Here is a 19033-nt window from a genome sequence, read left to right on the forward strand (position 1 = left end):
TAGGTCAATACGGGCGCAGCCCAAGAGCGGCTTTATCGAGAGCCGCATATTGTTATCACCAAGGAGCCTCATCATGACTGACCGCACGACTCAACCAGCAGAACCAAAGAAAAAAAACCCCGGCAAATATTTGTCGAAGATCGATGACGTTCCGAAGGAAATTCGGGACTACTCCATAAACAAGCTAAACCCACTTGACGCGGGTGGAAACCGAATTAAAGACGGCCAAGGAAACGAAGTTACCGCATCTATTTCAGCGGCCAAAGAAAACGGCAGTTATTACGGCCCCGTCATTCTGAACAATGACAATTATCTGGTTCAAGCGGTCGGGAAAGATCGTTTGTTTGCAATCGTCCATGAAAAACAAAATATCGCCTTCCAAGGCGCTGCATTGCCTACGCTGGATGCGAAAAAAAGCCTAAATGGTACCAACATTCAAATTCACTACACCAACGACAAGGCAAAAGCCTATCCCTGGACTGATAAAACTCAAAACGTCGAATCAAAACAGGAACCCGGCGAAAAAACCATCAAGCCGGATGAGTTTTTGAAAAAAGCCGCCGAATATGCCGACACCAATATCAAGAATCCAATTCAGCGGCAGGCCTTTATGAAGCACTTAAATAACGTGACTGAGCAGGTCGTCAATAAGCAGCAACCAGAAGCCAACCAACGCCGTACCGAGTCCGCACCTGAACAAGGCAAGCAGACCGAAACCGGCATTGAACGATAGCGAAAAGGGATAAAATAATGGAAGCACAAATTAATAGCACAAGCGAAACAAAACTGGTCGAACAAATCCAAAACGACCTATCAAAGGCCCAACATCGTTACGGAGTACAAGACCCGTTTAATGATGCAAAATACCTCATTAGTACCGCGAACGAAATGATTGCAAAGGCCGACCAGCTCGGCTTTACACGATTTCAAGGTTATACCGCCGATAGAGAGGTATCGCAAATCAGTAAGATTGATGGTGAATGGAAGCGTGACGACGGCAAAACTCTTGCCGAAGTACAGTCTGGTATCGATCAAGATAGTATTGGTGAAATATCTAAACGCGCTCAACTGAGGGCGCAAGCTGGACAAGATGTAGACCATAACATCGACAGAAAACTAGCCCTGGCGGATGCCAGCGCCTTTCTGCGTATTCAAGACCCGAAAATGCAGGAGCTTGCGGCAGTAGTAATTGCCGATAACACCCGTGAATTCCCTAATTACAAAACAGGCCTTGAAGTAGCGCACTCCGGCTATTTACGGAATCCGCCCCAAATATCACCTATTGCCGTGCGAGTTGCAGAACTGGACTCCATAAGCGCCGCTCGGGAAACGACCAACGAAAAAAACATTGTTGAACCGGTGACTGAAAAGGAGCTTTTCATTGACGGTGCTGATGCTGTTGCGCGTGCCGCGCAAAATCGTCAGCGTGACCGCGACCAGTTAGCGGGTGAACAAAATCATCTTGGTACGCTTGCCGAAGGTAAGCGTATTGATGTCGAAAACCTGTCGGAAAAAGCAACCGAGCAAGATACAGTCAATGACGTTGCTGAACGCACAAACAATACCGCCGACAGGCAAGATCAACAATTCACCGAACGGGAGAAAAATCGTCAAATCGAACTGATGGAACAATTACATCATCAGTTTCGCGTATCCGGTGCCAAATTTCATTTTAAAGACCAGCCTGGGCAAATCGCGTTTAAAGACAAGGGCGAGAAGATCGTATCAGCGTCAAACGATGAACGAGTAGCTAAAGCAATGGCAACAATGGCGGAGGCCAAGGGGTGGAAAACTATCAAGGTATCCGGCCATCCCGACTTTCAGCGGGAAGTATGGATGGAGGCAAGTCTACGCGGGCTTGAAGTTAGAGGATTTAAACCCAATGAGCAAGACTTAAAAATGCTCGACGCACGGCGGGAGCATACCATGAAAAATGTCGTTGAACAGGATGCACCGGGGCGCGGTCGTAATGCCGCCTCAGAGCGTCAAGAACCAGCAGAAAAGACAACGGACAAGCCAGCGCCACAGGTTGAGACGAAAAAGGCCGTGGAGGCCGATTCTCGCACATTTAGTGGTCGTGTGCTTGAGCATGGCCCGGCCAAATACAACCACGACCCTGAAGAAAAACAAAGTTATTTTGTGAAGCTTGACACTAAAGCCGGTGAAAAGACCGTCTGGGGAGTGGACCTAAATCGCGCAATGTCTGATTCAAAAGCGAAGACCGGCGACGAGGTAAAACTGGAATTCAAAGGTAAGGAACGTGTGGTTGTTGAGGCATTAGATCGTGACGAAGCAGGTAAGGTTATCGGGAAAAAACCAATCGAGACAAATCGTAATACCTGGGAAGTACAAATATCGGATAAAGCCAAGGTTGTTGAGGCAGTGGCCGCGACTCTGATCGACTCAAAAGTCAAAGACCCCGCTAATCAACAAATCTTAAAAGCGGCGGTAGGCGCTCGGCTGGTAGAGCGCGAGCAGCTAGGCAAAGTCCCAGAAGTACCGATGTACGACAAAAATGCAGCAAAACAGCCTAAACAGAAACTGCCTGAACAGATAAGCCCGCAAGTTCAGAGAACAGAGCGCACCCGGTAACGAACATAACGCTGAAACTGTCTTGCAAGACAATTTCAGCGTAATCATATTGCATAATGAAAACCAATATATATAATATTGGTATCATAATATTACTTAAATTGGAGTTCATAAATATGCGAAAAATAGCAATTATGTCTAGCGCGGTTCTAATGGCCGCCTGCTCGTCGTTGCCGGTGCCGCCCGTCGTTGACGGCAGCGACAGGCACCCAGTAAACAGTCGGGAGACAGCCGAACTATTAGCGCTTCGCGCTCAATTAGCCCAAACCCAAGAACTTTTGCAATTGCGTGAGCAAAACACTACATCGTCTGTGGTTCTCAACCCAACACCCGCCCCAACGCCAATACCGTTACTCACGTCGCAAACGGTTAGCGTTATGTTCCCATTTAACGGTACCAAGTTTAATCCGGCAATAAATCAAACTGAAACGCTCCTGCCGCTATTGACCAATGCAAAACGTATTGTGGTACGCGGCAGAACTGACGGCCAACATGCCAGCGCCGCCGATGAACAGGTCGCACTAAACCGCGCCCTATCTGCACAACGATATTTAGTGAATCACGGCGTATCGCCTTTGATTATTTCTGTTAATTACTTGTCGGCCGGTGATTATGTGGCCGACAACAGTTCAGTTACCGGCCGCGCTCAAAATCGCCGTGTAGAAATCGAAGTACACACCGAGACTAATTAAGTTACCCACTCAAACCCCTACTTATGCCTGCGGCCGTAAGCACATTTCCACCGCATCATTTACAGAATCCGCATGTAACGGATGGGGTTTCCCTTGCCGTAATCCCCAAACAGTGAAACCCACCGCATCTGTTTTTTCTATATGGTCATTCCATGTACCACGAGTAACTAAGCGGATTATCAGGTCGGCTCCATTGCCCGTTTTATTGATAAAAAACAGTTTTCGCCCTGCATCTCCAACTATGAGATGGTCGCCTTTAGTGTCGATAGCGATAATGGCTTTATCCATCCAGACAACAAAATCAGGATTAAAATTCTTTGTGCCGCCGCTGGTGAGAAGGGGGATCTCAAATAGCCCTCTCGACGTATTGCGAAACCAAACACGCTGAGTCTTGTCGATCGCGTTGGCAAATTCTTTTTCCAATCCGTTTAGGTCGCTATAGCTCTCATGCAGCGCAAAATTAAAATTCGTGACTTTGGCTGGATCGACTGGAAGGGCAGGGACTTCTATAGGGTTCACGAAATTCTGGATGACACTTGAATGCTCGATATAAGCCGCAACTACCTTTCTTGCCGCTTCCTTGATGTGTTCAGCTGCCGGACTATTATATTCAACAAGCGCATCAAATTTTGTTTCCTCGATGTCGCACAAATTGACGGCTTTCGCGTATGTTTTTTGTATTTCCCGCGTAAAAACCCAACGGGCTGTGACGCGGTTGCTATGTTCTACCTCAACCCATTCTTCGTGTTCTTTTCCCTGGACGCCTATCGTTTGTAGAATTTGGATACGTCCTCCCTTGCCAACCGTTTCAACTGTGTTGTTTTTATAGTCATGGATAGCACTTATAATTTTCTTGATGGGCGTAATGGCATAATGGGAATCAATGGAAACTTCGGGGAGCTGGCGCACTTTCTTTGGCGGCACTTCTAGCCTGCTGGCTGTGCCTTTATTTCCGGTAAAAACAGTTAGGTTGATCTCTGGCGCTTCAGCGGCAATTTTGCTTCTCACCTCGTGCAATACTTCTTCAAAAACACTCTTTTCATCGGTTCTGATATAAAAATGCGCTGTATTCAAGTTAGGGTCTGAGTAATGCAGCGCTTGCGGCTGTCTCAACACGCGGCCGACGATCTGCGTCACTTGCTCTTTTGAACCCATATCTTTATCGATATAGGCAAAGTAACATGCCGGATCGTCCCAACCTTCCTGCAAGGTGAGATTGAAAATAATATGCTGAAAGTCTCCCGCGATAAATTTATCGTAGTCAGAATCACCACCGGCAAACAGATTAAATCCAGGGGGAGGAGGGAATTTAGGATCAAATTTTAGATTGCAATAAACGGCGATTTTCGCGGGATCAATCTTGTGACTCTCCACAAGATGTCGCCAAATAAGAATAGGGCGTGCTTGGCGATTTTTAAATGGTGTGTGTACAATATCAACATTGCCCTTGCCCGACACCATATTCGTATTGCTGACATAGATAGCCTTTGGCTGAAAAGGTAAGCCTAGATGCGCGGCCGAAGCCTCAGTGCGGTGCATACTATCCAGCATTTCATCAATCGCTATTTCCATCGGGGTTACATAGCCCCCTAACAAAATATGCTGTTTTACCAGGCCGGATTGAACCACATTGCTGCTTTTGACGGCGGTCACAAAATGATGGTCATTCCATTTTTTATCCTGGCGTAGCCGTGAGATTGTCGAAGACAAGGCTTCAGGAATTCGCATGGTGGCGCTAGCTGCAATGAGTGCATCCGGTTCCAACTCTAAAAGAAGCTCTGTTTGCTGGTTGGAAAGATTATGACCTTCGTCATATACGACGATAAAAGGCCGCCGTCTTCCAGCAGAATCCCGCCGTTGTTTCAGCATCTCCCAAAGCGACATATCTGATAAATCTAGGGCCAGTTGATATATTTTCCTACCACCTTCTTCTTTGTCCCTTTGATTAAATTTACCTACGGTTGCAACCAAAATCAGGCCGGAAGTAGGGGATTCAATATCGGAATGCCCACATTCCATCAGGGGCTTCACAGTGAAGCCCGATACCAGTTCGGAGTATTTTCCTGCGGAAAGGTTTGTGTAGGTCTGCCACACAACAACCTTGCCCTTGGAAAGCCACAAAACAATCGGTTCCGTTGGAAGGTGGCTTCTAATTTGCGCTATAGCATCCGCTAAAATAAGCGTCTTACCGCTGCCTGTTATAGAACTAAGGTTTTGATAAAATGGCACCATACAGGTGCGGGTTTTCATTAACGGGTCTTGTGCGTAGGTTGCGTATTTATCTGCTATTTCTGTCGCGGCACCTATTTGGAAGGGGAAAAGCTCCATTATTCATCCCCTTCTTCATTGAAACTATCGTTGTTTTCATTCAGGCCCAGATGAGCCAAGATTTTGTCAGGTATCTTGTAGAAAATAACATTCTTCGATTGGTATATTTCGTAGCGAGCATAAACATGGAAGGGCTGCTTTAACCCGGCTTTTTTACCTTCCTGAATGACGGTAGCATAGGTTTCGGTATCGAGCTGGCCTACTTGTTCGCCACCGTTCCATATCAGAAAATAGCCTTCATTCTGCTCATTTTTCCCGACCAGATATTTATATCCATGTTCTTCCACACGGATAAGGCAACTGCCGCCGCGCTTTCCATTTTCCCAATGGGATGTAATAACTACATCAATCAACTCGTCTTTCCGCATGGTAAGGACGGTCTTTGAGTCGATTTTCTTGGTAAGCATTCGGAATTGAAAACCATTGCCTAACGGGTTGGCCATAACAGGCGAATTCTTCTTATTGTTCGGTCGCTCACCAGTGATGACGCGTTTCAGTCTCTCTTGGGTCAAACTACGGGCATATTTATCACCACGTTCTGGACTACCCTGTTCAACAAGAATAAAGCGCCGGTTTGTCTCCGCCTCGTAATTTAGCTCTAATACTGCATGGCCGGTAGTACCAGAACCGGCATAAGGATCAAGCACCAGTCCATTCGACGGACACCACAAATGAATGATTTTTTTAAAAAGCTTTAGCGGCTTAACCGTATCAAAGCCATGTCCTTTACCGACAATTGAATTTAGCTCATTAATCCCTGATTGTGAGTGCCCAGATTCTTCATGATCCCAAGATTGAGAACCAATCTCTAGTATCTCGTCATATTCATCAGCAGCCCAATATGTTAATGGAACCTTGCCTTTTTTCACTTGGTTTAAGTATCGCTTTACGGCAGGCCTTCCTGTTCCCAAATCGCCGAAATATAACTGAGGCCAAGTCCCTTTTTTCAATACTTTCTCAGCTTCGCTTTTTGCCGCTGCAATTACAGGTGAACTCATTATTTTTTGATCGCTTACGACTGGGTTATTATCAAGCGCCGCACGCTGGATAGTTTTAGGGATTAGGGAGCCTTTCAATAGAAGTGCTTTGGGACGGCCATCATTCAAATCTACCTCAACGAAATCGGAACCCCATTGCTCTAATAAGTATTTGATAGATTTTTTAGGGAAGGTCCAAGCTCGTGATCCAGGATAATGCAATTCGCCAGTGAATGGTGATTGTATAGCATATCGGTCTTTTGCCGATGGCGTAGAAACAGTAGCGTCACTTGAACGCCAAGCGCCATCAGGGTCTTCGTCCAGATTCCTGTATTTTTTATTCATCCCATCGGTGCGTTCTTCTAAACCCGTTTTAGCAAGGGACTTATCTTTTGCGTAAACCAAAACATATTCCGTCGCAGTAGAAACATGCTTACTATCATTCTTTGGTGCGTAAGATTTTTGCCAGTTAATAATCGCTATGCGATTTTCTTCCCCAAAAATTTCATCTAGCATCATGCCAAGGTGAAAAAGCTCGTTATCATCTATGCAAATAGCCAAAACGCCATTGGGTTTTAGCATAGCCTTCATCATGTTAAGACGCGGAAGCATAGCCTTCATCCATTTTGTATGTCGTGAACCATCTTCCAGCTTTACAACTTGCCCTAACTCTGGATCGTTGGGGTCATTATCCCAACGGTCGTTATAACGGAAATATTGTCCGGTGTTATAAGGTGGGTCAGTCAGGATTAAATCAACCTGGCCCCTTTCCTTATAGAGCGTCACCATTGCCTGAAGGTTCTCGCCTTCAATAATCATATTGCGGGCTTGATCTTCTTGCGTTCCAACGCAAAGTTTTTTGATAATCTGCGTCTGGCGTGGGCGGACTTTTTTATCTATCTCCTGCGCTGTGCGTTTGCCGTGAAAATTCAGCACAACACCACCACTCATCATGGTTTTCAGCATCTTTACTAAATCATCCTTATCTAGCTTTTCCAGAGCCTCAAGATTGTCAGTGGTGAAGGTCATTTTCATCCTGTTATTTATTGTCTTTTAAGGGAATCGGCGGAACGCCATTATTCGTGGTGGGTTGGTGGTGGTAGGTTTTTTGTCGCATGGCAAGCATGAGGCCAATGCGCTTTATTTATTTCATGTCCCATATTTCACAGCTCTAACTTCAAGATGAACACCGCTCTGTGTTTGAAGATGAGAGATCACCGCAAACAAGTTTTTAGCTTGCGGATTCCCTTTCTGGCTGAACATACGCATAAGACTTTTAGGTGGGGTATTGGTAGCCTCGCTAAGATTTTCAAAGCCGATTGTCGCATTGATATAATCGCGCAAAACTGCCTTTCCGGTATCCACATCACCAGACAACAGACAATCAATCCCCTCACGGAAAAGCGCGTCACGAAACTCTTCATCACGTTCGATACGAGTTATCACGGTTTCTTTGAAATTGCGTGTTAATGTCATTTTCCACCTCTGTGTTTCTTGCGTTGTTTGTAATCTTCCCACCTGGCTTGAGCGGCTTCGATGTCGCGTTGTTGACGCTTCTTCGTGCCACCAGCCAACAAGATCACAAGCCGTTCGCCGTCTTTCCCAAAATAAATTCTGTAACCGGCACCAAAATCGACGCGATATTCTAAAACTCCCGCACCAACTCCCTTCGCATTTGAAAAATTGCCCTGTTCTACCCGAATAAGCGCAGTCGCAATCTTGGCGGCGGCAGGCGCATCCAGATCATTGAACCAATCCGCAAAAGGGCTGCATCCGTCCGTGCTTGTGTATTCCTGAAGTTTAATCATCCGCAATAGTAACCTATAAGTTACCATACTTCAACAGGAAAGAACAGGTTGGCATTTATAACCACGGCAACAGGGATGGCTATTTGTAACGGTAACTGGTTATAAAAAGTATAGTTTACTGCCCATTGCAAACTGTCTCTGCGGACCAATGATTGCTCGTTTAAACAATATAATGCCCAAAATAATGATTAAAACATCGCTAATTAATATGAATGCTGTAGTGTTCATTTGTTTGCCTCATCAGCTATGTATATTCAACGCCGCCAATCCATCATCAATGGTTACAACACCAGCATAAATCAACATCAACCGCCACGCGGAATACGGTATCTCGCGCGAGTCGTCTTTTTCTACTGCGGCTTTCCATTTTCGCACTGTTGACGACCCCTTTTTAGGATTGTAAGCAACACCCACAAGCTTGGCAGTGACATTTTGTGACCACCCAGCCAAATCAATCAATCTATCCACTTCTTCGGGCGTAGGCGGCATGTATGCCGCGTGACTGAAAGGCAAAGCACACGGTCTATTTCGAAAAGCTTCAAGCGAAATCGGCAACGATCCGCCCACATCATAAATAGGTACTGTTTCCATAAAAAACCCCTGCAAAACATCAAAAGTGATAAAGGGGCGGCGTAAGCCGCCCCTCAAAAAGTTTATAAAAGTCCGGCTTCTGCGAAGCTGTAAGCACCGTTACAGGTAACGATTAAATGATCCAAAACCCGAACATCGATCAGCTTTAACGCATCGATCAAGCGGGTAGTAATACGGCGATCAGCATCGGAAGGCTCAGCCAGGCCCGAAGGGTGATTGTGAAAGAAAATACAAGCCGCCGAATTAACGGAAAGCACCTCTTTCACTACTTCACGAGGATAAACACCAGCGCCGTCTATCGTGCCACGAAACAAAATTACTGACTTAATCAACCAGTGCTGATTATCCAGTAACAACACCCCAAAAACTTCGTGTTCGAGGTGTGCGGCCTGTACTTGGCAAAACTGTTTAACGCGATCAGGCGAAGTTGCCAACAGGTCTTGTTTTTTATACAACCCGCCCAGAATAGCAATGGCGGAATCAATGGTAGCGATTTGATCGGCTGTTAAAGAGGTCATTAGGTAACTCCGGAAAAATGGCCTTGGCGGGATTGCCCGGCCTGATTGTTATAGTACGCCCCATTGGGGCGTATGTCAACCACTAATTACCTTTCTTTACCGAAATATTGTTCGCATTTGCGGCTAGTATATATCTGCTTCCTCGCCGCAGTTCTCGCAGCCATATTCCCACGGATCGGCACCGTCTTGGCCGCATGTATTGCATACCCAAGTGGAGTCCTCCAACCCAACCGCAACACGGCTAAAACGCCCAGTTTTCGAGTCTTCCAACCATTCTTTTTCAGATAGATCATTATTAGTTGTCATTTGAATATCCCGGTTTAGGCGTCGCGTTTGTTTTGTGCATCAACGACCTTTCTAACCATTTGACGGGCATTCAATTGGCGGGTTCTGGCGGTTTCGATTGTTCTGATTTTTCTAACGGGTTTCATCGGCTTCTCCGGAAACATGGCCTTGGCGGAATTGCCCGGCCTGATTCTGATAATACGCCCCATTGGGGCGTATGTCAAGCGATTTCAAAACCACTTCAAAATAAGGCAAGACAATTTCAGCGCCTATAAATGCTTGTGTGCAATCGGGATTAAGGGTTCAGGGAAGCGGGGAATCAAAATAAAGCGCGGCATCGCCGCACCTTATCTATGCTTAACGGGGCATACTCCCGGGCTGGAGTGAATCGGTCTTAATGGGACGAGGGCTTGCGGTGCGTATCGGTTGACAGGGAGGCCGGCGCGGTCAAGGGGACGTGGAATAAATAGGGCGCGATAGCGACCGGTTTATGCCGCGAAAGCCCCTTGACCGTATAAGCCGGCCTTTCTGTCAATATCGTCGCACAGTGAGCAAAGCCTCTCACATTAAACCGCCTTAAAAAAGGACTGACATAGACGCATGTAAAGGGGTAAATCAATTTATGCACATTTTTTCGCGTGGGGGCCTCCACCCTGCCCCCGAAAAAACGAAAATCTGTGTATAAATGCTTGCTACAAATTAGGCCGCCGCCAGTTGGTTAGGATTCGAATTACTTAAGGCAAAGAATGTATTCAAATCAAGGCCCGCATCTTCACAGGCTTTTGTGTGCGCCGCTTCGATCTGCTCATCTGACGGATGGCCCCAGCGTACCGTTGGCAATATCATTGCGTTAGTAATCGTTTCGGCTTTTTCGTAATGCTCCCAAAACGCCCCTGGAGCCGCGTTATTCTCGTTAGGCAGCCATTGACGTTGACGGCCAACCATACGGTTTAGGCGGTCAATGATTGCACGATTACGGGGGTAAAAATGCACAGTACCAGCCTGCCGATACCAACGAACATCAAAGTAATCGGTGGTCATTCGCTGACTTCTTTTTAAGTCATCCGGCATTGTGTTAAATAGATCATGCAACCCGTAGTTGCATTGCGCTTTACCGTCGAGCATCGCAAAGGCCTTATCAAAGTCTTGCAATTTTTTAAGGTCTTCCCAGCTCGGTCCTAAACCGTAACTGTTCCGGACAGGAACAATAAACCGTGTCATTTTGACCCGGTACGCTAACTCCCTATGTTTCTCGTTCGATTTCCACCCTTTGTAATACGCCCGGTTATCGGGCCGAAACTTGGTAATTTCATCGAAACAATCAAGCAACATTTGCATATTCATATCGCCCTGGCTATTGACCAGGCCAATCAAAAAGCCTCTTACATTTGATTCTGTAAACGACAGCTTCGCAATCTGCTCAAAGTCGGTTACAAGACGTTGGTAGGCTTTAGACGAAAGGTATTTATTGAACTCGGTGCTATGCAGTACATTAGTCCATGCCCGTTTTTTCAAATCGTCATAGCCTTTATTAAATCGCTCTTGAATAGCAATGACCTCGCCGTCTGTCGTCGTTTTGTGCAATTCATTCAATGGCCGACCCAACAAACGAGCGTAATAGTCGGCTTCTTCTCGGGCAACCTCAGCGGATTTAAGGGACCGGACTGCGGCGTTAAATACGGCCACGGCATTACTGATCGTGTTTTGTTTTAATGCGATGCTGTTTTTCTCGGTGTAGTCAATTTCCGCGACATGCTCAACTTCCAAACCGTGAGTGAAGTTCTGCTTTATATCGACTTTCTTTTGCAGCCAAATCAACGCCACATCGGCGGTGGTTTTGCGCAAGGTGTCAGGATCAAGAAACGCCTCTGAAAGAAATTCAACCGAACCGTGTTCTTCGATCCAGTTACAGATGAGTTTTCGTTTTGCGGTGTGCGGGTTACGGATTGTTTCGGCATTTAGGATGGCGACCAGTTCACCATCAACTAATAAATCAAAGGCTTTAACAAGATGATCGGCCCCATCTTTCCAAGGTGGATTCATCAAAATATGACTGAACATCCCTGCCCCGCTAAACTCCAAAAAGTCGGTATCGACCACATTAACGCCCTTGCTGCGCAAGATAGCTTGATTATCTAAATCAAGCTCAATGCAGTCAATTTTATCGGTGCTATGAGACGAATAGCGGTAGTTAAATTTGTCGATCAATGGGGCTAGTAAATCACCGCGCCCGGCGCTTGGCTCTAACACGCGTAAGAAATTATGAGACTTGAATTTAGCGAATGCCTTTTCGGCTAATGAACGAGGGGTAGGGTAAAACTGAATCATCGGATGGCTCCTGAAAATCGGCCTTGGCGGAATGCCCGGCCTGATTGTTAATATACGCCCCATTGGGGCGTATGTCAAGTGCTTGTTTAGCTTGCCACCTCTGAAGGTCAGCGATCCCGATCCTTATTCTCTCCCCTGCCCTTCTCTGGCGTCCGGTCAATTGTTTGCCCGCTCTGTACGCTCGAACGCTGCAACGCCTCGACCTGTTCGGCGTGGCGGGTCCGGACTGGTGGCATCTGCTGGACAAACCGGACAATTTCGACGGCTAACGTCTTATCGTCCTTATCGCCGGCGGCAAGCGTCCGCGCAACGGTGCCGAAGTCGTGTTGAACTTGTTTTCGCTGTTCCACAATCTTGGCCTTGGCCGGATTGACGTGCTTCCGCTCTCCGCTCGCCTCCAGCTCGGCCGCTTCGCGCCGTGAGGCAGACACGCGCGAAGATGATTTGCGACTGCCTATTACATGCCCTTGGTCGATGTGACGAACAGCTTGCTTCTCGGCTTTCTTAACTACGCCACGCACCTTCCTAGGTGTCGCGTTGGCCTCGATACCTTGCTCACGCAGCTTCTCGGCGAATATCTCTCGCCAACGTTGTAAGTCGTTCTTTCTAGGATTTAAACGAATACCGTCCTTATCTGCTGCTTTAACCGAAATATGAACGTGTGGGTGCTTTTCGTCTTCGTGTGCGGCGAAAACGTATTGATGATTATTGAAAAGCTCAGTCGCGAATTCTCTAGCGGCATTCTTCACCGATGCACGATCCGTACCTGGCGGCATCGACAGAACAATATTAAACGCCTCGCGGCGTTTGCCATTCTCGTAAGGGATAGAGCCATCATCCGCCCAAGCGTTGCGAACGGTGCGGACATCTTCTTTACCTGCCTGGATGTGCCCGTTCTCGTCCTCTAGCTCAACGTCGCCGTTTCTCGATATGTAGTCTAAGTGGTCCTTGATAGAGCGCATATCGGTCATGATAGGCCGTGGTTTCCCGGTATTAGGGTCTTTTCTGCCCGTCGTGATTTTGACCATAACCTCGGGAGCCTTGCGCACGGTAGAAACGAGCTTGTCACGTCCTGCCGGCGCTTTCGCTGGCGCGGGCTTAGAATAGCGACCGCCTACAATGTTCTTACCCTTACGGCCCTTAACACGCCCGTAATCCGTTCGCTCTCCCCAATCCTTAATAACACCATCAATCTTTTTCATCGGCAATTACCCATCTTGTAAGGCTGGCATTAAGAAGGTCGGCGACCTTTTCACGGTGTCCGTCGATTATGGCAGAAAGTTGTTCGATCCTTTCAACGCGAACGCTTAACTCGCCGGTTTCATGTAGACGTTTGGTTATCTGGTTTAAGTTACGGCCAATTGCACGTAATTGGGCGCTGGACTCCCAAAGCGCCTTTGCCGTCTCCATGGTGAACTGAGGCTTGTTGGTCAATGACGCACGTACACAATTCACAACCCAGCGTTGTGGAGAACATGCTTCGGCCTCGGCGAGTTTCAAAAGCGCCGCATGTTCGCTTGGTGTGAAACTCACGCGAAGGCGTTCCTTGGGGCCGGTATCCGTCACCCTATCCGTTTCCTCGGCGATCCAGCGCCGAACCTCCGGCGGCATGTCATCCTGGATGATATAGCGCATCAACGCCCGCATCACCACGGAAGAACTCTTGTCTTGTTTGGCGCAATGTTCGTCCCATTGCTCCTTCAATTGAGCCGGGAGACGAAGACGGTATACATAGCTATCTCGTGTCGCTCCAATCTCAGCCGTGCGCGGCATAGGTGCCTCCTAATCGAGTGTGGTTTGTTAAAGTGCAAATGTAGTGTAGCACACGGCGGCCCCGTCCGCCTATCCTGCATTAGTCCAAAAATAAACCTCACCCTTAATAAAACGTTTGCCATGGCAAACAAAAACCGCCTAAAGTCAGTCAAAAGCCCTACACTCTCTACGAATAAGTTTCGAGCCAATAGAAAGACCTAATTTCTCGAATTGGCCTAAAGCCAATTCAATCGCATCAGTTGCAGGTTGCATGGATAAGTAAAACTTATCACTATCAACCCTCATATCCTCAATGGCAAACAGAGTGCCATCATCAGATAGAAAGCCAATCGACAAAGGGAAACTTACACCGCGCATAGTAAACGCCCGCGGTTCTGAATTGTCCCAGCTAAACAACATGCCATTGCTAGCTTGTTCTTGACCAGATAAGCCCTTTTCTCGCAGGTCGGCGGTATTCGCTAACGGTATATCCTTAACGGAAACGCCGCCCGAGAAAAAAAGATCGCATGTACCAAACATAGCCGCGTGTGTTTCACCACACACAAGGAATGGCAAAAGAAAAATACCGAGTGCCGTTAATGGCCTCTTGTTCATTTGTCGGTGTCAGTCAGCAGGTTAATTTTGCATTGCCCCGCATCAACTTCAGCATCCCCGCCGCCATCTTCATAGCGTATATGCAACAATCCAGGCGTGGACGGGCGCTTATTCAAAATCACCGCCGCTGAACGACCATCGTACTCAACAAGTAATAGCGGCTTACTAATTCGTTGCGGATCGGAAATTGCCCTACCCTTGGGCCAACTCGTAAGCTCGCCATGATCCTGTCCGCCCTGGTCGCCATCAAGATCGTTATCGATAACAATGGTCTTTTGTGGTTTAGCATCTACGCTATTCTTGATACCTGAGCCGTTTTGCGTCTCAGTGGTGTTCGTTGGTGAAAGTTCGTCATGACGAACTTTTTCGTTATCAGTCCCAACACCTCCAACATTCTCACCATTACCGTCTGTCGGCGGACTAGCGGGGCTTTTCTGAGCCTTTTTGCCGCTTAACTCGCCGGCCAATTCAGCAACAGACCGCCGGGTTATTTCTGGATCATCGCCACACCATTTAGTGACCTCTTCAGGGTATTTGTCGTGCAGGGTGCGCAAATCGTAAAGCGTTCTAGCCGATGTACATTTACCGGCGTTATAAATTTCCTCAACACAGGCCGGCGGATCAATCAACGCAAGATGCACAGCAACAAACTGTGTGCTTTTGGAAAGCTTCCTTGCAATAGATGCTTGTTTTTCCCCGCCGTCTATCCGTTTCTTCAGGAAAAGGGCAAGCTCCATAGGGGTTAGGTTTTCGCGCTGTATGTTTTCAATAACCTGGTCGTAATCGTCGTGCGACGCATCGACGAACGCCGGAATAGTAGACTTTCCGGCCGCAATAGAACCGCGATACCGTCGAGCACCATAATTCAGAATCCACTTGCCGGAATGGACGGGGTGAGGGCGGACAGATACAGGGGTCTTAATTCCCTTTGCCTTAACACTCTCCGTCATTTCCTTCATGGACTCTTCGGAAAACTCAATACGCGGTTGATTAGGGTCTTCCTCAATATCCGTTAGCAGAATTTCTAAGGGTTTACCGGTATGCGCAACATGCTGAGGCGTTGCCTCCGGTTTATCTTCTAATGCAGAAAGATCAATGGCCATTTAGATAACTCCCATAGTCGTTGCGATTTGCTCGAAAACCGGCCTAATTTGCGCCCATGCGTCACGGCCAGAGGTTTTGCCCAATTTCCAGATTGGTAAGCCGGCGGCTTGCGACTCAGGTACAGCGGTAGATTTTTTAATTGCCGCAAAACCGTTTGTCATTGGAATTAAAAGCTTTGCGAAGTGGGTAGAAAGATCGCGAAAGTTATCGCGCTGGAACGGCGTCGGTTCAACCAGATTCGGCAAAATACCGATTAGTTGAAGGGTAGGGTTCAACGTCGCCTGAATTTTCCGAATTCCGATACTATCGTGATTTAAAAGATCGCCGATACCGTCGATAGCTTCTTGATTCAACTGTATTGGGGACAAAACATAATTACTCACAACCAGCGCGGAAAGCTGGCGAATATCCGGATTAGGGTTTGTGTCGATAATGCAAACGTCAAATCGCTCATCAACAGTTTTCAAGAAAGTATGCAAGTTGGTGGCAAAACTGTTGTGTTTATCAGCTTGCTTTTCCATCTTGAGCAATTCGGCATTATCGGCCGGAATCAAGACAAATTCAGCGTTTTCAATGTCGCCGCCATCGATCTTAGTGGACAACAGGCGGCTTGCCGCCAGTTGAGACACGGCGGCAATAGCCCCGGTGCGAATAGCCTTTGAAGTATTTCGCTGATGATCCAAATCAATAATCAGAACTCGTTTTTTCAAAACGAGATTAAAAAAATACGCCAACTGAACGGCTACGGCAGATTTGCCTACACCGCCTTTTTGATTAGCTAACACAAGTGTTTTCATGTTCAGTTACCTTTTAAAAAATTTCGAATGGTTGTGGCCGTAGCAATGACATTATTTTCAGCAAGAAAGGAAATGATCTGCTCAACCGTGTAGCCCTTCTCGTCCAAAATTAGTATTTCAGGTTTAAATGCATCAAGTTCCACGTTCGGCCGTTTCGGTTTTTCGCGCTCCATAAACGACTCAAGGCGAACCTTGTCCGCTTTTTCAACAAACCGAGCGCGAATGACATTTGCTTGTTGGGGTGACATATCGTGTTTAGAAGCGGCTTCAGACAGCGATAGGCCATCAATAATGATTGATTTTGCTACGCCTATTGAACGATCAGACCAGCGCCGCAACTGACGCGACACACGTTCAAATAGTTCGTTATCTATTTCTGGTGCTGGAGACATGGCGTAAGCTCTACTGAAATCCGCATCCGCCATCAAAAAACGACGGTCCTTGACACGTCGGCTCTACCTTAAACCTATATCCAAAATCATCATCATGTTCTTCGCCGAAGTAGTCGCCGTTCCGTAGACGTTTAAGAACAGCCTCAAGCTGGCCTATTATGTGTTCTGGCAAACTATGACGAGTACCTTGAAGCTGAATAGTAATTTGTTGTAATGGGTAAGCGTGTTCTATCCATTCTTGCGATATGGGTTCAATAACGTTATCTGACATATTCATTCCTCTTGTTAAGTGGCACAGGTGAGTTAGAGTGGTGCGGTATTAAGCAAGTACCGCAAACAAATTATAACACGATTAAAACAAATATAAAACAATTCGTAAAACAAACTGAAAACAATAAAAGAACATTGCCGCTAGAGAAAATGCAAAGAGGATGAGGACGACATATACACAGATTTTCGCTTTTTCGGGGGCAGAGTGGAGGCCCCCACGCGAAAAAATGTGCATATGTCTTGTTTTTTTTGATTTAAAACCGTACCGCCTAATGGCGATATAAACAGCATGACCATCGCTGTGTTATCCACAGAAAACAGGGGTCAATTACAGGTTTTTACAGGAAGGGTATAGGTTTATTTATATAGGGTGGCCGCTTTGCAAACCGCTGTAACCCACTAACCGCGCGGGTTCCAAGGTGATTGAGTTCACGATAAGCAAGACAAATTCAGCGCGAGCGCAAGACAAATTCAGCGTAAAAAAACAACAAAAGACTTAAAAATCAATCAGTTAGAGCAAGACAAATTCAGCGTAAAAACAAGATAATTTCAGTGTGGATAACTTTGAGTATCCACATGGTAATCCACAGCCGAATAGGTCTTTGAGCAAGACAAATTCAGCGCGGATCATAGCATGGCTAGTGGCGTTATTTCGTAGGTTTCGCAGAAGGCTTCAATGTCGCCAGAAGGGCAGCATTTTGTGTTTTGGTGGCCTCCAACTGGCCGCGCAATGTTGCGGCTTCTTCGCGAGCTTCAGCGGCGGCCAGGCGGGCTTTATCGCATTCCGTTTCGGCCTTAGCCATACGTTCTGCGCTTCGATGGACTTCCTCCGCTGTACGTTTCCGTTGTTCAGCGTGTAATTGGTCTGAGGCCTCCGCCTTGGTGCGCGTTTCCGTCAACTCCGTGCGTAACTGCTCGATAATCGAATCTGATTTTGTTGTTTGAGTAGCAAGCGAGTTGCGTAGTTGCTCGATGGTTGAATCGGCTTTCTCTGTTTGGGCCACCAATGTCTCACGCAATTGCTCGGTGCGGGCTTCCGCTTTCTCGGCGTGTTTTTCGGCTTCTTCAGCTCGATCATGGGCCTTGTCGCGCTCGATCCGAAAATGCTCAACCTCTGAATGAGCATGGTTAAGTTCTGCTCGAAGATCGGCCGCTCGTTTTTCGACTTCCTCTGCCTTTTGTTCGACAATGGCAACTTTTTGTTCGGAAGAGAGTAGGGCGCGTTGCACGTCTTCAAGCTGTTGCGCGGTAGTCTGAGCGGCTGTTTCGGCAACATTAACAAGCTGTTCCAGTTCCGCTATTCGAGTATGAGCCGCCTCAAGCGCGGTGGCTTGAGTCTCGTAGGCCTCTGATTGCTCAACAGACAACTGAATCAAGTCGGACTTTTCCGACTCAAAAGCCGCCCTGGCGGTATCTAAGGATTCGTTAGCTAACTGTTGCGCCGTGTCCCAAAGATTTTGCCCCATACTCTGTAGAACACCATGCAGGTTAGCCGGTAACGGCTCGCGTACAGCCTGTACTTGTTTGCGTTGGTTCTGCCGCCATTCCTGCATAGCTTCAACGACGTTATTCATGCCGGCGCGGCTACGCTGCCTAACCGCTTCGACGTTTGGATACTCTCCTGTCTCGCTTTCGGCATGAAGTTCGTCGGCGGCGTCAAAAATACGTTTTCTTACATCTGGATTTGGGGTTTGAAGTCCAATGGTACGAAAACGTACGTTAGCGACTATGTTAAGGCGCATTTCAGTAAATCGTAAAATAGTACCTAATTTTTACCACACTCGCTATTCGTTATAGCCATCTAACGAACGTCAATCGGTACGAATCGGAAGACATACGAAGCATTCAGTAGCGCGGATTAGATTGAAAAATTTAAAAGCGCTGATGAGTGTTAGTAGAGGGCTCTATTAATTACGCATTTACGAAGGAATCATCACGCCTACCTTTTTAGCAGTCAGCAATAGGACGGATAGCCACTTTTGCC

18 protein-coding genes are annotated in these 19033 nt (G+C 47.1%); 3 read left to right on the forward strand and 15 right to left on the reverse strand.

Features of this window, described 5'->3' with window-relative positions; translation table 11 throughout:
* The first annotated feature begins 73 nt into the window (after positions 1-73).
* From A1359_RS03505 to A1359_RS23010, 3 genes are all read left to right on the forward strand, one after another.
* A complete protein-coding gene (locus A1359_RS03505; RefSeq protein ID WP_066978095.1) occupies positions 74-733 on the forward strand; it encodes a KfrB domain-containing protein in 660 nt (219 codons plus the stop codon).
* A gap of 17 nt (positions 734-750) precedes the next feature.
* Complete coding sequence (locus A1359_RS03510; RefSeq protein ID WP_066978098.1) at positions 751-2592, forward strand: LPD7 domain-containing protein; 1842 nt, start codon at positions 751-753, stop codon at positions 2590-2592.
* A gap of 116 nt (positions 2593-2708) precedes the next feature.
* Positions 2709-3284 carry an OmpA family protein gene (locus A1359_RS23010; RefSeq protein WP_232322094.1) on the forward strand — a complete coding sequence of 192 codons (576 nt, stop codon included), beginning with the start codon at positions 2709-2711 and terminating at the stop codon, positions 3282-3284.
* A gap of 21 nt (positions 3285-3305) precedes the next feature.
* On the opposite strand, the gene A1359_RS03520 is transcribed toward A1359_RS23010, so the two are convergent.
* From A1359_RS03520 to A1359_RS22675, 15 genes are all read right to left on the reverse strand, one after another.
* Complete coding sequence (locus tag A1359_RS03520; protein ID WP_083960474.1) at positions 3306-5612, reverse strand: DEAD/DEAH box helicase family protein; 2307 nt, start codon at positions 5610-5612, stop codon at positions 3306-3308.
* Complete coding sequence (locus tag A1359_RS03525; RefSeq protein WP_083960476.1) at positions 5612-7618, reverse strand: site-specific DNA-methyltransferase; 2007 nt, start codon at positions 7616-7618, stop codon at positions 5612-5614. Before A1359_RS03525 ends, A1359_RS03520 begins: the two co-directional genes overlap by 1 nt.
* Positions 7619-7738: 120 nt before the next feature.
* Positions 7739-8065 carry a transcriptional regulator gene (locus tag A1359_RS03530; protein WP_066978107.1) on the reverse strand — a complete coding sequence of 109 codons (327 nt, stop codon included), beginning with the start codon at positions 8063-8065 and terminating at the stop codon, positions 7739-7741.
* On the reverse strand, positions 8062-8397 hold the full coding sequence (locus A1359_RS03535; protein WP_198159259.1) for a type II toxin-antitoxin system RelE/ParE family toxin: 336 nt from the start codon (positions 8395-8397) through the stop codon (positions 8062-8064). The genes A1359_RS03530 and A1359_RS03535 overlap by 4 nt, the downstream gene beginning before the upstream one ends.
* A gap of 240 nt (positions 8398-8637) precedes the next feature.
* The gene (locus A1359_RS03540; RefSeq protein ID WP_066978110.1) at positions 8638-8988 is read right to left on the reverse strand and encodes a hypothetical protein; all 351 of its coding nucleotides are present in this window, start codon (positions 8986-8988) and stop codon (positions 8638-8640) included.
* Between the two features lie 62 nt (positions 8989-9050).
* A complete protein-coding gene (locus tag A1359_RS03545; RefSeq protein WP_066978113.1) occupies positions 9051-9506 on the reverse strand; it encodes a JAB domain-containing protein in 456 nt (151 codons plus the stop codon).
* A gap of 984 nt (positions 9507-10490) precedes the next feature.
* Positions 10491-12119 (reverse strand): DUF4942 domain-containing protein, encoded by a 1629-nt coding sequence (locus A1359_RS03560; RefSeq protein WP_066978120.1) that lies wholly within the window; start codon positions 12117-12119, stop codon positions 10491-10493.
* 107 nt (positions 12120-12226) lie between these two features.
* Positions 12227-13321, reverse strand: a complete 1095-nt coding sequence (locus tag A1359_RS03565) for a relaxase/mobilization nuclease domain-containing protein (protein ID WP_066978123.1) — start codon at positions 13319-13321, stop codon at positions 12227-12229.
* Positions 13308-13892: a plasmid mobilization relaxosome protein MobC gene (gene mobC / locus A1359_RS03570; protein ID WP_066978126.1), complete on the reverse strand. Its 585-nt coding sequence runs from the start codon at positions 13890-13892 to the stop codon at positions 13308-13310. The genes A1359_RS03565 and mobC overlap by 14 nt, the downstream gene beginning before the upstream one ends.
* A gap of 144 nt (positions 13893-14036) precedes the next feature.
* Complete coding sequence (locus tag A1359_RS03575; protein ID WP_066978129.1) at positions 14037-14486, reverse strand: DUF192 domain-containing protein; 450 nt, start codon at positions 14484-14486, stop codon at positions 14037-14039.
* Positions 14483-15589 carry a ParB/RepB/Spo0J family partition protein gene (locus A1359_RS03580; RefSeq protein ID WP_066978132.1) on the reverse strand — a complete coding sequence of 369 codons (1107 nt, stop codon included), beginning with the start codon at positions 15587-15589 and terminating at the stop codon, positions 14483-14485. Before A1359_RS03580 ends, A1359_RS03575 begins: the two co-directional genes overlap by 4 nt.
* A complete protein-coding gene (locus tag A1359_RS03585; protein ID WP_066978135.1) occupies positions 15590-16387 on the reverse strand; it encodes a ParA family protein in 798 nt (265 codons plus the stop codon).
* A gap of 2 nt (positions 16388-16389) precedes the next feature.
* Positions 16390-16779, reverse strand: a complete 390-nt coding sequence (locus A1359_RS03590; RefSeq protein ID WP_157200452.1) for a hypothetical protein — start codon at positions 16777-16779, stop codon at positions 16390-16392.
* A 10-nt stretch (positions 16780-16789) separates the two neighbouring features.
* A complete protein-coding gene (locus A1359_RS03595; RefSeq protein ID WP_066978141.1) occupies positions 16790-17050 on the reverse strand; it encodes a hypothetical protein in 261 nt (86 codons plus the stop codon).
* A gap of 646 nt (positions 17051-17696) precedes the next feature.
* Positions 17697-18791, reverse strand: a complete 1095-nt coding sequence (locus A1359_RS22675; RefSeq protein ID WP_066978145.1) for a DNA-binding protein — start codon at positions 18789-18791, stop codon at positions 17697-17699.
* Positions 18792-19033 lie beyond the last annotated feature (242 nt).

The sequence above is a fragment of the Methylomonas lenta genome, from assembly GCF_001644015.1.
GTDB classification, from domain to species: Bacteria; Pseudomonadota; Gammaproteobacteria; order Methylococcales; family Methylomonadaceae; genus Methylomonas; species Methylomonas lenta.